General features: G+C 73.6%; 11 protein-coding genes and 1 tRNA gene. 6 read left to right on the top strand and 6 right to left on the bottom strand.

Features of this window, described 5'->3' with window-relative positions; translation table 11 throughout:
* Positions 1-140 precede the first annotated feature (140 nt).
* Both B4N89_RS19620 and B4N89_RS19615 read left to right on the top strand, forming a co-directional pair.
* On the top strand, positions 141-953 hold the full coding sequence (locus tag B4N89_RS19620; protein WP_235618695.1) for a phosphatase PAP2 family protein: 813 nt from the start codon (positions 141-143) through the stop codon (positions 951-953).
* Between the two features lie 286 nt (positions 954-1,239).
* The gene (locus tag B4N89_RS19615) at positions 1,240-1,905 is read left to right on the top strand and encodes an HAD family hydrolase (protein WP_078977140.1); all 666 of its coding nucleotides are present in this window, start codon (positions 1,240-1,242) and stop codon (positions 1,903-1,905) included.
* Positions 1,906-2,142: 237 nt separating this feature from the next.
* Here B4N89_RS19615 and B4N89_RS19610 read toward each other — a convergent pair whose 3' ends face one another.
* Entirely contained in the window at positions 2,143-3,159 is a 1,017-nt protein-coding gene (locus B4N89_RS19610) for a transcriptional regulator (RefSeq protein ID WP_143658029.1), read from the bottom strand.
* 345 nt (positions 3,160-3,504) lie between these two features.
* Between B4N89_RS19610 and B4N89_RS19605 the strand changes: the two genes are divergently transcribed.
* Together B4N89_RS19605 and B4N89_RS19600 are read left to right on the top strand one after the other, a co-directional pair.
* Positions 3,505-3,954, top strand: a complete 450-nt coding sequence (locus tag B4N89_RS19605; RefSeq protein ID WP_078977137.1) for a hypothetical protein — start codon at positions 3,505-3,507, stop codon at positions 3,952-3,954.
* A gap of 432 nt (positions 3,955-4,386) precedes the next feature.
* The gene (locus tag B4N89_RS19600; protein WP_078977135.1) at positions 4,387-4,722 is read left to right on the top strand and encodes a hypothetical protein; all 336 of its coding nucleotides are present in this window, start codon (positions 4,387-4,389) and stop codon (positions 4,720-4,722) included.
* Positions 4,723-4,809: 87 nt separating this feature from the next.
* On the opposite strand, the gene B4N89_RS19595 is transcribed toward B4N89_RS19600, so the two are convergent.
* The 5 genes from B4N89_RS19595 to B4N89_RS49830 form a co-directional block, all read right to left on the bottom strand.
* Complete coding sequence (locus tag B4N89_RS19595) at positions 4,810-6,159, bottom strand: AAA family ATPase (protein ID WP_078977134.1); 1,350 nt, start codon at positions 6,157-6,159, stop codon at positions 4,810-4,812.
* Positions 6,150-7,694, bottom strand: a complete 1,545-nt coding sequence (locus B4N89_RS19590; RefSeq protein ID WP_078977133.1) for a hypothetical protein — start codon at positions 7,692-7,694, stop codon at positions 6,150-6,152. The genes B4N89_RS19595 and B4N89_RS19590 overlap by 10 nt, the downstream gene beginning before the upstream one ends.
* Positions 7,691-8,866 carry a hypothetical protein gene (locus B4N89_RS19585; protein WP_078977132.1) on the bottom strand — a complete coding sequence of 392 codons (1,176 nt, stop codon included), beginning with the start codon at positions 8,864-8,866 and terminating at the stop codon, positions 7,691-7,693. The genes B4N89_RS19590 and B4N89_RS19585 overlap by 4 nt, the downstream gene beginning before the upstream one ends.
* 74 nt (positions 8,867-8,940) lie before the next feature.
* On the bottom strand, positions 8,941-10,059 hold the full coding sequence (locus B4N89_RS19580) for a hypothetical protein (RefSeq protein ID WP_078977130.1): 1,119 nt from the start codon (positions 10,057-10,059) through the stop codon (positions 8,941-8,943).
* Positions 10,056-10,850 carry a helix-turn-helix transcriptional regulator gene (locus B4N89_RS49830; RefSeq protein WP_161500755.1) on the bottom strand — a complete coding sequence of 265 codons (795 nt, stop codon included), beginning with the start codon at positions 10,848-10,850 and terminating at the stop codon, positions 10,056-10,058. The genes B4N89_RS19580 and B4N89_RS49830 overlap by 4 nt, the downstream gene beginning before the upstream one ends.
* A 256-nt stretch (positions 10,851-11,106) precedes the next feature.
* Between B4N89_RS49830 and B4N89_RS19570 the strand changes: the two genes are divergently transcribed.
* Positions 11,107-11,180 (top strand) — tRNA-Lys (locus B4N89_RS19570).
* 430 nt (positions 11,181-11,610) lie between these two features.
* Entirely contained in the window at positions 11,611-12,825 is a 1,215-nt protein-coding gene (locus tag B4N89_RS19565; RefSeq protein WP_078977127.1) for a cytochrome P450, read from the top strand.
* Positions 12,826-12,905 lie beyond the last annotated feature (80 nt).

Below are 12,905 nucleotides of genomic sequence, written 5' to 3'. Positions count from 1 at the left end.
GTCGCGAGCGCCGGTACGGCCCGCGACAGGGCGGCCCCGGGGCCGCGACACCGCGGTCCTCGGCCCCCCTTCGCGACCGCCGGCCGGGATCGTTCGGACGCGATGCCGTGGCGCACCGGAGCGTGTTGCAGACTGGATGGATGTCGTCGACCCCCGCCGGGGTCCGCCTGCGTCCGCGCTGGTGGACCGAGTTGCTGCTGATCGTGGTGCTGTACGAGGCGTACTCGCTGAGCCGGCTCGTGGTCCGCGGCGACGCCGACGCCGCGATGCGCAACGCCGAGCGAATACTGCACGTGGAGGCGCTGAGCCACCTGGACCCCGAGCGCGTGCTCAACCGGGTCGTCTCGAACCACGTGTTGATCGGCGTGGTCTGCGACTACGCGTACGCGACGCTGCACTACGTGGTGACGCCGCTGGTGCTGTTCTGGTTGTGGCGCCGACGCCCCGAGCGCTATCGGGGCGCGCGCACCACGCTGGCCGTCGCGACGGTGGTCTCGCTGGCCGGTTTCATGCTCTTCCCGACCGCGCCGCCCCGGATGGTCGCGGGCTTCACCGACACCATGGCGCACTTCGCGTCCTGGGGCTGGTGGGGTGGTGGGGCCAGTGCGCCGCGCGGGATGGAGCACATGACCAACGAGTACGCGGCGATGCCGTCGCTGCACGTGGGCTGGGCGGCGTGGTGCGGGTGGCAGGTGTGGCGGCACGGGCGCGGCCGGGTGGTGCGCGGACTGGCGCCGGCCTATCCGCTGTTCGTGATCGTGGTGGTGCTCGGCACCGGGAACCACTACCTCGCCGACGTGGTCGCGGGCCTGGCGGTGATGGGTCTGGGCGCGCTGGCGTCGCCGTGGGTGGTGCGTGGACTCGACGGGTTGCGAGGTGGGGTGGCGATGCGCCGGGCCGGGTCGGATTCCGCTGTCGCGGCGATCGATTCCGGCCACAAAGACACCGCCTGACGCCCCCGTCGGGTAACGGACAAAACGATTTCGGTCGAGACCGACCGGATCCGACTTCGGAACGACGCCGGCCCTGCGGGCAGGCGGTACCTTCTGGATGGCCCCACGCCCGAGCACGCGGCAAGGATTCCGCCATCGGGCGCACGCCGATCGGACAAGTCGCCACAACGGCGGACGAATCCGATCGGGCTCGGCCTGACAGGCCCATCTCTCGCCTGGCGGACGAAGGGGTTCGACGCACGGGCACAGGACACGGGGCCGACAGGCGACGACAGCGGGAGCGGTAATGCGGATCAGCGCCGTGGTGTTCGACGTGGGCGAGACCCTGGTCGACGAAACGCGCGAGTACGGCACGTGGGCCGACTGGCTCGGGGTGCCCCGACACACCTTCGCGGCCACCTTCGGGGCGGTGATCGCGCAGGGCCTCGACTATCGCGAGGTGTTCCAGCGCTTTCGGCCCGGCTTCGACCTGACCGTCGAGCGGGCCGCGCGCGCCGAGGCGGGCTTTCCCGAGTGGTTCGGCGAGGAAGACCTGTACAACGACACCCGCCCCTGCCTCAAGGCGCTGCGCGACCAGCGATTGTGGCTGGGCGTGGTGGGCAACCAGACGGTGCACGCGGGCATCATCCTGCGTGACCTGGACCTGGGCGTGGACCTGCTCGCCACCTCCGACGACTGGGGCATCAGCAAGCCGGAGCCGGCCTTCTTCGACCGCCTGGTGGCCGAGTGCCCGTGCCCGGCCGAGGAGATCCTGTACGTCGGCGACCGCCTCGACAACGACGTCCGCCCGGCCCACCGGGCGGGCCTGCGCACGGCCCACATCCGCCGAGGCCCCTGGGGTTACCTGGTGGCCGACGACCCGGAACTGATGGCGGTGACCGACTTGCGCCTGCAAACCCTCGACGAACTACCGGCCGCCATAGCCCGAATCAACGGCACGACGGGCCGGTAGCCGAAGCACGGGGGCGGCCGGCGAGGTTCCACCACGTCGGCGCGCCCGCACGCCCCGGGGACGACGCTTCCGACCCCGGGCCCACCGTGATCGAGGCCGAAAGCACTCAACCACCGCACGAAGCGCCGACCGGGCAACCCTCCGGCCCGGCCGGCGCTCGAAGCCGGATCAGCCCGGCCGACGCTCGGCGGCAAACGGCCCGGCCAGGTGCTCGCGACCACCTGGCCGGGGGCCGCCTCAGACCGCCTCCTCCGGCGGCGCCCCGCCGCCCGTGCGCAAGCGGTCGTCGACGTCCCGCACGAACGCCTCGCGGGACCACGGTGCCAGCGACGCCCGCACCGTGCGGACCCGGTCCACCGCCGTCGCGTACCCCTGGACGCCGACCAGGTCGAGCGCCTCCTCCAGCAGCCGACACGCGTCCTGCGGCTCCCGGGCGCCCACCGCCGTCGCGGCCAGTTCGGCCAGCGTCATCGCGCGCTGCTTGTGGCTGTGCGCCGGCAGCCCCGCCAGGGTCCGCTCCAGCGTCGCCCGCGCCTCCGCCGATCGGCCGGCGGCCACCTCCGCGGCGCCCCGGAAACCCTCCAGGCGGGCCGCCGAGAACCAGTCCAGCCAGGCGGGTGGGCCGTCCGCCGTCCACGACCCGGGCGTGTCCGGCGGCACGAACGTGTCGGCGGCCCGGTCCAGCAGCGGAAAGGCCGCGTCGGGCGTACCCAGCCGCACCTCCGCCTCCGCCGCGACCGCGTCCAGCCAGGCCCGCAGGGTCGGGCCCGCGTCGCCGCCCGTGGTGCGCTCGCGCGCCGCGGCCAGCGTGTCGCGGGCCTCGGTGCCGCGCCCGGTCCAGGCCGGGGCGAAGGCCATGTGCCCGAGCACGGCCGCGGCCAGCGAGCCGTCCCGGCCCCGGTCCGCCGCCTCCAGCGCGAGGTCCTGCCAGCGCCGCACGTGCGGCCCGCGCAGGCTCAGGTCGAAGAAGGCGATCCGGGACGCGAGCAGCGCGGTCTCCGCGATCGCGGAACAGTGCGCCCCCTCGGGCCCCTCGGCCAACAGTCGGGCACCGTGACGGGCGTGTTCGGCCACCACCGGGAGCAACCGCCCGGGTTCCTCGATCCAGTAGCGGGACCGCAGGCGGGCGGTGGTGGCGACATAGGCGGCGGGATCGGGGAGGGCGGGTGCCCGAGCCGAGGAGGCGTACGCGGCGGATGACTTCGCCGTGAGGCCGGCGACGGCGGCGCCGGCCAGAAAGGTACGTCGTTGCACCGCGTCCTCCATACGCGTCGGTTGACGGACATGACTGGGAGGACCCGCTCACGTACTACACCGGGCCCGTACGATCCGTGCTGGATCTCGATCGTGACCCCGCCCCACCTGCGGCGTCATGCCTCTAGCCCGTTAGGGCGGCAAGAGTCCTCAGCACGTCCTGCAGGAGTCCCACCGCGGGCCTCGTCACACCGTGTGCCGGCCTGGTTGCATCTAAGGGCAGGGCGGACGACGCACAACTCGGACGCATCTGGCACGTGCAGGACACAGAGGACGCTTCGAGGACCGCTCCGGCCCCCGAGGACGATTCCGTTTCCACGACGAAACGAGAGGACCGCCTCACCGATGGACGCCGACGTGAACCGGACGACGCTGGCAGCGCTGCCGCAGGACGCGCTTCGGAACCCGTACGCACCTCGCCTGGTCGCCGCCGGCGAGACGTTCGACGTGATCGAGGTGGAGGACCGGCTCGGTCGGGCGGCCCTGGACACGCTGCACGCACACCGCGTGCCGGTCGGACCGGTCATCTTCGACCGCCGCTACCGCCGGATCGGATTCCTCGTACCGCCGACCGCCGTGATGCCGATGCGCCCGCGCGAGCGCCGGCTCGGCCCGCGCCACCACGGCCGCGGCGCGTGGATCACCTTCCCACCGCCGCCGGAGCAGAACGACGGCCCGCTGGTCTGGCTGGTGCCGCCCACGTCCGACAACCGCCTGACCACGCTGCGGCACGTGCGCGCGGCGATCGCCGAGGCCGCCCGCGCCCTCGCCGAGCGCCACCAGCAGGCGATCTGAGGTCGCCCGGAACGTACCGGTCGGAGACCTGACATCACGAGCGGCTCCCCCAATACCTGCTCGACCCGACCGGTATCGGCAAGACGCGACGCGCCCCTCGGCCCCTCGGCCGGGGGGCGCGTCCGTGCGTCGGCCCGCATCGAGGCGGGTCCGAAGTCGCCCCGGGGCCGATCCGAAGCCCCACACCGGCCGGACCCGACCCCCCGGCCAAACCCCCGAAACCGGGTCCCGGGCCCGCCCGATTCGGGGTTTATCCGGGCGCCGCCCGGACAGGCGTCCCTCTTTCGGGCAAGGGTCTTTCGGATGGCGCGCGGTTGGCGACAATGGCAAGGGCACGGGATCTTGCCGACCATCTCGGATCGGTCGATTCCCGTTGCTCCCCCCGTCCGTTTTCGTCGTCAGCACGTCTGCCCTGTCGGAAGGAACCCGCGCATGCCGTCCGAGTCGCGCCAGCCCCGCATGCGGCCTGTGCCGCTGTTGTTCGAGCCCTCGGTCCCCGAGCCGCCCGACGAACGCTTCTTCGACCTGGACGATCTGACCGATCCCCAGGAGGTGCTGACCCGCTCGACCGACCTGGCCGAGGCGTTCCGGGCGGCGGCCGACCGGGCGGTGGACTATCAGGCGATGGCCGCGGCGCGGATGGCGGACCCGAATCGGTTCGACCATCTGACGACGGCTCAGGTCGCGGCGCGCGCGGGGTGGGGCGAGGAATACACGGCGAAGATGATCGAGCACGGCCGACGACTGCTGCTGGAGCGGGGCGAGTAGCGGACCGTCGGGACCGCCGGCCGGAGGGGGCGGCCGGCGTCCGCGCGGACGACACGGACGCGCATGTCGCGGGGACCGTACCCGCGTTCAGGGCGTCAGCGGCACCCGATGCCTGCCGAGTTCGGCAAGCACCGCCTGGTTCGCCTCCCAACCGTCCGGGAACGACACCGGCACGCCGAGGTGGACCGGGTTCGCGGTCGGATGCGCGTCGAGCAGTTCGGGGATGCCCGCCCGGGCCACCACCAGGCACGCGTGCCGATGCCGGGAGGCCAGTACGCACAACCGGCCCGTCTCCAGGTGGAACTCGGTCGCGTCGCGCCGCCCGGACAGCGGATGCAGCACCACGGTCACGTCGAACTCGCGGCCCTGGAGCCGGTTCGCGGTGTCCACCACGATCTCCGTCGCACCGAGATCGCGCAGCGCCGACTCGACTCGCGCCCGCTGCTCGCGGTGGCTGACCCCGATCGCGATCCGGGACGCGTCCAGCGGCACCCCGGCGGGGGTACGCTCGCCGACCGCCGTCCCGTCGCGCGCGAGCAGCCGCGCCGCCAGCGTGGCCACCGCCCGTACGGCCTCCTCGTCGGCCGCCCCGGTGAACCGCGCGGGCAACTCCAGCAGGCCCCACCCGGATCCGGCCGCGACGTCGACCACCGTGTCGTACGCGTCGTGCTCCCGCGCCGCCTCGAAGCGCAGCGAGCGCTCGCCGGGGCCGGTCCCGGAGCGGAACGGGGTGAACGGATAGAACGCGTCCGACACCAGCGGCGCCGCGCTCGCGGGCAGCCGCCAGGACACCGGCAGCCGGTGCACCGGCAGGTCCGGGTTGTGCCGGCGGAGCACCACCACCGCGCTCTGCGAGGGGTCGTAGCTCAGGCTGTGCCAGCGCGAGGTGTCCACGGTGGCGAACGGATCGAGCTGACCGGGATCGCCCACGAACAGCGCCCGGTCGAACAGTCGCGCCACCAGGAGCAGCGCGTCGGAGCGCATCTGGTACGCCTCGTCCACGATCGCCCAGGGCCAGCGCCGGTCCTGGACCAGCGCCCACTTGGCGGCGGTGGCCACCACCACCGCGCAGGCGTCCAGTGCCTCCGCCTTCTCCGCGTTCGACACCGAGGTGCCCACCAGGGCGGGCGGCAGCCGGTAGCCGGTGGCGGACAACCGCCCCACCGGCAGCTGCGGATGCTCCTCGGCGAGCCGGATCAGCAGGTCGTCGACCTGGTTGTTGGTCTGCGCGACGATCATCAACCGCTCGCCGGACGCGGCCAGTTCGCCGGCGGCACGCACCACCAGGGTGGACTTGCCCGCGCCGGGCGGCGAGTCGACCACGACACCGCGGTGTGCCCCCGAGCCGAGGTCGGCGAGCACCGCGGCGGTCGCGGCGGCGGCGAGCGCGGCCGGGTCGCCCTGCGGGGCGCGAGTGTGCGCGGTCGTCACGACCACTCCTCCAACGCGTCGTCGTCCGGCTCGGGATCGGGCCCGGTCTGCGCGCCGGGCTCCGTCCCCGGCTCGGGCGGCGGGCCGCCGTGCGTCCAGGGCGTGTCCTCGACGGCGGGCCAGTCGGGGCTGCGCCGGAACTCGGCGATCAGCGAGGTCCAGCACAACACCTCGCCCCGCTCGGGCACGCTGCCCGGCTTGGGCGCCTTGCCGCCACCCATCCCACCGAACAGCTCCAGCTCCATCCGGCCGGGTTCGCCCGCCAACACCCGGGCCTTCGCGTCGGGGCGCTCCACGCAGGCGAGTTCGGTACCGGGCCCGAACAGCGGCTCGTCCTCGGTGCGAAAGACGAGCAGCGGCCGGGGACGGGCGGTCTTCTTGCCCGGTTCGGTGGCCATGCGCTCCGCGTCCACCGCGATCAGTTCGCCCCGGAAGGCCTCGCCGGCCAGCCGCACGGCGGCCATCAACAGCGGGTCGTCGCGCACCTGTTCGGCGTCGAGGCGGGCCTGGGCCCGTTCCCGGCCCGCGAGTTGCGCGGCGGCCGAGATCGCGCCGGGCACCCTGGGCTGCGGGCGCGACTCGGGGTCGGCCAGGTCGGCGGCGAAGAAGCTGTACGAGGCCCGGTCCGCCTCCCAGCGCCCGGCCACCGAGGCACCCGCCGGCAGGGCGGCGAGCAGGTCCACGCCGCGCCACATACGATCCCAGGTGGGCATCAACTCGGCGGCCAGCGCGTCCCGGATCGCCTGCTCGGCCCGCCGCTCGCGCTCGCTGACGGCGCCGTCCCCGTCCGCCTCCCGCTCGGCGGCCACCGCCTCGTCGAACGCGGCGATCAGCGGCACGAGTCGTTCGTCGAACGCCGGATCGGTCGCCGGGCCCGCCGTCGGACCACCCTCCGCCTCTCGCGCCGCCTCGTCCCCGCGCCGACCGGCGGGCGGGTCGATCCAGGCCAACAGCGAGGCCAGGTCGCCGTCCTCCATCGCGCTCTGCCCGGTCGCCCACGCCTGGGTGAGCAGGTCGGTCATCGCGAGCAGCACGCTCGATCCGGGCACACTCGCCCGATCCGCCAGCCAGGTGCTCCACCGCCCGAGCAGCGGAACCTCGGCCGGTACCGCGAACTCGCCGTCGGTGCGCCGGAACCGGGTGGAGCGACCGAGCAGGCGCAGATACTCGATGCCGCCCGCGGTGGGCACCAGCACCTGCGGCGCGTCCAGGCTGCGCTCGTACGGGTCGTCGCCCCGGCGCTCGATCGTCTCCGTCTCGGCGGCGAACGCGCCCAGGTGGGGCAGGAGTTGCCCCGCCAACTCGGCCGCGTGCGCGAACCGGCGGTCGCGGTCGCGCGGTTGCGGTACGGCGAGCAGGTGCGGCCGCCGGCGGTCCGTGCCGACCAGCGCGGCCAGCGGCGCGAACGCCTCGCCCGCGAGCACATACGGCACCAGCACCACAGGACGCGCGGACAGGTGCCGGTGGCGCACCGTCGCCGCCGGCTGCGCGTAGCCGGTCGCGGCGGCGCGCAGCCGGCCGAGCGCGGCGATCGTGCTCACCCGACACCGCCCAGCGCCTCGTGCCGCAGCGCCTGGGCGCGGCGGAGCAGCCGGGCCACGTCCTCCTGGCCGGGCTCGGGCGCGCGGGTGCCGTCGGCGAGTGCGAGGGCGGTGCCGATGTCGTCGATCCCGCCGAGCGCGCCGCGCACCGAGGTACCCAGCGTGCCCACGCCGCCGCCGGTGCCGCAGCCGCGGGCCTCGTTCCGGCAGAACAGCGCGAGTTCGCAGGCGGACAGGCAGTCGGGCAGGTAGGCGGCGGGCACCCGGGCGACGGCCGCACCGACCCGCTCCTCGGCGACGTCGAACGTCAGCCCCTCCGGGAGTTCGGCGAACAGTTCCTCGACCCCGGACAGTCGGGCCAACCGCCGCCGGGTGGTGGCCAGTTCGCGGCGTACGTCGAGCACCACGGCGATCGGGCGGTTGGCGAAGTCCTGGGCGCACACCAGCACGATGTCGGTGGACACCGACTCGGGGTCGAGGCCCAGTTCCTCGGCGAGCCCGCGCAGCGCGTGTACGTATACCGCGGCCTGTCGGGTGGCGGAGGCCAGCTTGCCCGGGTCGGCGGAGCCGTCGATGATCGCGAAGGACTTGATCTCCACCACGTGCAGTCGGCCGGCCACCCGGCAGGCCATCGCGTCGGGTTCCAGGTAGGCGCGCCGGCCGGCCACGTCGAGCGGAAGCAGCGGGTGGTCCAGGATCGCGCAGGCGTCCGGATCGCCGCTCGCCGCGCGCAGCAGCGCCTCGCGGGTGCGGGCGACCCGCTCCTCGCGGCCGGGTCGGCCGGGTCGGTCGGTGGAGGTGGTGGGCCCGGTGGGGCCGGCGGAGCCCATGGCACCGTCCACGTCGAGCAGCGCGCCGTCGTCGGGGTCGGCGCCCAGAACCTCGGCGAGGAGGCGGCGCAACTCCCGCCCGTCGTCGGCCTTGACCCGGGCCTCGAACACGTTGCCGCGCCCGATGGCGAACGGGGAGCGACCGTAGCGGGCGGGGAAGCCGAGGCGTTCGGCCAGTACGGTCTTCTCGATGCCGGCCGCGTCCAACACGCCGCGGCGGGCGCAGCCCGGGTTGGCCGCGAGGGCGGCCACCGTGCGGGCGTTGTGATTGCGGGTGGGCAGTTCGCCGCGCAACTGCTCCAGCCTGCCGGCGATCGCGCCGGTCGTACCCGTCGTGCGCATGTCTCGTGTACGGCTTTCGTCGTCGAACCGTCCGGTCCCGGGTCAGTGTGGACCATGTGACCGACAGGCGGAACTCAGCGCCGGTCGTCACGCCGATCGGCACGCTGATCCTCGGCCGAGGGCAGGGCCACGAAGCCGGTCTCGTCGGTGGGCGCGAGTTCGGAGAAGGACGCCAGCGCCTCGTCCAATTGCCGCACCGCGACCGAATTCTTGTACGGCTCCAGTTGCTTGCGGGTGTCCCGGACCCGGTCCATGCCCATCGAGTACCAGTGCACCCGCAACATGTCGATGGACTGGAACAGCCGGCCGCACGCCTCGTCCACCTCGCCCGCCTGGAAGGCCGCCTCGGCGAGGTCGGCGTACATCACCGCGCGCTGCTTGTCGCCGTTGGGCGGCAGGTTCTGCAGCGCGTCGTTGAGCGAGCTCTGGGCCTGGTCCATCCGGCGTGCGGTGAGTTCGGCCCTGCCGCGGAAACCCCACAGCCGGGAGGCGTCGAAGAAGTCGAGCCACGGCGGGGTGGGGGTGTTGTCGGGGTGGCACAGCAGGTCCTCGGCCCGGTCGAGCAGGTGCAGCCCGCGCTCGGGAGTGCCGCGCAACGACTCGAACTCGGACTGCACCGCGTCGAACCAGGCGCGCATCACCGTCGGCGCATCGCGCGTAGCCGTCTTGCGGGCGAAGTCGAGGATGTCCGCCGCGGCCGTGGGAGCGGCGTCGAAGGCGGGGATGAAGGCGGTGTGCGCGAGTACGGCGGCGGCGAGCAGGGTGTCGGCCGCCTCGTTGGCGGCCCGGTAGGCGACCAGGTAGTGGTCCTGCGCGTCGTGCGGGCGGTCCAGGTCGAAGAAGGCCATCCGGCCGGCCAGCATCGCGGTCTCGGCGAGCGAGGCGCCCAGGATCCGCCGGGCCCGGGCCGGGCCGGGGGCGGCGAGCAGTTGGGTGCCCAGGCGCACGTGGGTGATCACCGAGGGGTAGGCGATGGCGGCGGGGGCGACCCAGTACATCTGCCGGTAGGTCCGGGTGAGCATCGCGTACTGGTCGGCGCCGACCACGGTCAGCCGGCCGGCCCGCGAGTGCATCGGCACGGCCAGCGGGCCCGGGTCGGGGGTGTCGCGCAGGAGCTGGCGCAGCACGGCGGGGGTGGCGATCTCCAGGGACCGGGACGGCGCCTCGACAGGGGCGGAGGGGGAGCCGATCACCCGTAGCGGTGGCCGAACCGGCAGGTCACGGGGCCGATCGCCCTCCAGCCGCCGGCCGTCGACCACGGTGGGGCCGTCCTCGAACGGCGGCGCCTGGGCCGGCACGGACGCGAGGCCGGGCGGGGCACCGGGCCGGGCGGGGGCGTGATGCCGGGCGGCGGTACGGGCCCCGGCGGCGGCACCGGGCCGGATCGCGGCGGCGGCACGTGCCGGCCGGGTGGGGGCGGCGTCCGGCCCGGGGCGGCCGGCGGCGCGGTGCGGCCGGGCGACGGGGGTGCGGTGCGGGCGGGCAGCGCCATCGCCCCCCCGAGCGGGCTGCTGCCCGGCGGCGGTGGTTGTCGGCGTACCCGGGCCTCGCCGTAGGCGGTCGGCTCCGGAAGCTCCGGCGCCCACCCGGCTTCGCGGGCGGGCGCGGGAAGACTCGGCGGCGGCGCCGGTTGCTCGAGCGCGGGCTGCGGCTCGGGGTAGCCCTCGGTGAACCCCTCGGCATAACCCTCGCCGTACTCCGCCGTCAGCTCCGCCTGCCACGGCGGGGTGAACCCGAGATCGGTCAGCGGTCGCTCGAACAAAGCCTGTAGGACCTGCTGATAATCGGGGGTCGGCCAGGGCGGCTCGGCGCTTTCCCACCGGCGCACCTGCCGCACGCTCACCCCGAGGCGGAGACCGCATTCGAGCGCCTTCTTCTCGAACGCGTCGGCCAATTGTTGCTGGGAAACCCAGCCATGCGAGTGCCGCAGGGCCTTGAGCCGGACATTCCCGGACGAAGGACCGGCCCCCTGCCGCATGGCCATCGGCCCTCCCGGTTCACGCGTGCGGTGTGCTGTGCAGGCTGTGATGCCGACGGTACCCGCCGTGAGAGGGGCCGGGGGACCTCTTTGCCGATGTCCGGAAAGCGGCGTCCTCCCCGTGTCCTCAAAGAAGTCCTTCGAGGGACCTTGCGCGCCCTCGATACGCTCCCCGCGCGCCCCCGGACCCGATCGAGCCAGGTCCCCGGGTGTCGATTTTCGATCACCGCCGACCCCTGCTAATGTTTCCCACGCAACGCAAGCGCCGCTAGCTCAGTTGGTTAGAGCAGCTGACTCTTAATCAGCGGGTCCGGGGTTCGAGTCCCTGGCGGCGCACCGCAGAAACACCCTCGACTTGGGCGTTCTCGATTTATCGAGAACGCCTTCGTCGTTTTGCCCGTTCGGCGGCGCGGAGCCGGCGGTTCGGGTGGCACGGCCGGAGATCTCGAACGTGCGGCCCGTGCGTCGTTGGCCGGCGAACCGCTCCGATCGGGCCGGGCCTGGTGGCCCGCTCGGTCGGGCGCTGGGCGCGGGCCGCATCTCGGTTCGCCCCAGCGCTCTTCGGCGACGACCTCGGCCTGGGCCGCCTCTCGTGCGGTGCCCACCATGTCGACCGCGCTGCGCGGTGCGCGCTACGCGCCGGCCCTGGAAGGGAGGCCGAGGTCGGCCCCGCGGCCGGGGTAGACCCCGAGGTGGTTGGCTCCATAGCCTGGAGTGGTTGCCGGATGATCTTCGATCGCGTTGCGGGACAAGGGGTTTCGATTCGATGACCGCTCTGGATGTGCCCGACATACTTTCGCCCGAGTTCGCGGCCGATCCGTATCCCCTCTACCGGAGCATGCGGGACGAACACCCGCTGCTGTGGCACGAAGGCATGCAGAGTTGGATCATCTCGCGCTACGCGGACCTCGAACGGGCTTTCAAGGAGCCGGTGTTCACCACCGACAACTACGACTGGCAGTTGGAGCCAGTGCACGGGCGCACCATCCTGCAGATGAGCGGGCGCGAACACGCGGTGCGGCGCGCGCTGGTGGCGCCCGCGTTTCGCGGAAACACGCTTCAGGAAACGTTCATGCCGGTGATCGAGCGCAACGCCCGACAACTGGTGGACACCTTCCGCGCGCGCGGATCGGTGGACCTGGTACCGGAGTTCGCGCAGCGCTTCCCGGTCAACGTGATCGCCGACATGCTCGGCCTGGACCAGGCCGACCACGAGCGGTTCCAGGGCTGGTACACCTCGGTCATCGCGTTCCTGGGCAATCTGAGCCAGGACCCCGGTGTGGCCGCCGCCGGGCTGCGCACCCGGGACGAGTTCGCCGCGTACATGCTGCCGCTGATCGCCGAGCGGCGGGCGAATCCCGGAGACGATCTGCTGTCCACGCTGTGCCGGGCGGAGATCGACGGCACCCGAATGAGCGACGAGGACATCAAGGCGTTCTGCAGCCTGCTGCTCGCCGCCGGCGGCGAGACGACGGACAAGGCGATCGCGAGCCTGTTCAAGAACCTGCTCGAACACCCCGACCAACTCGCCGCGGTGCGCGCGGACCGCTCACTGATCCCGCGGGCGTTCGCCGAGACGCTGCGCTACTCGCCGCCGGTGCACATGATCATGCGCCAACCCGCCGAGGACGTCGAACTCACCGGTGGAGTGGTGCCCGCGGGCAGCACGCTCACCTGCCTGATCGGCGCGGCGAACCGGGACGACCGGCGCTACGCGCACCCCGACCGGTTCGACATCTTCCGCGAGGACCTGACCGCCAGGACGGCGTTCTCCGCGGCGGCCGACCACCTGTCCTTCGCGCTCGGCCGGCACTTCTGCGTCGGCGCGCTGCTCGCGGTGGCCGAGGTCGAGGTGGGCACCAACCAACTCCTGGACGCGATGCCCGACCTGGCCTTCGCGCCGGGCTTCGCACCCACCGAGAGGGGCGTGTTCACCCGCGGCCCGGTCGCGCTGCCGGTCACCTTCACCCCCACGGCCTGAGCCGCGCCGTCCCGCGTCCCATAGGTCCGAGCCTCACGCAAGCCCCTCGGGGACGGGTCACCCGCCCGTCCCCGCGCCGA

The sequence above is a fragment of the Embleya scabrispora genome (assembly GCF_002024165.1).
Lineage (GTDB): Bacteria > Actinomycetota > Actinomycetes > Streptomycetales > Streptomycetaceae > Embleya > Embleya scabrispora_A.
Note: the sequence above shows the minus strand (reverse complement) of the source record. Positions and strands in the feature narration are given on the sequence as shown.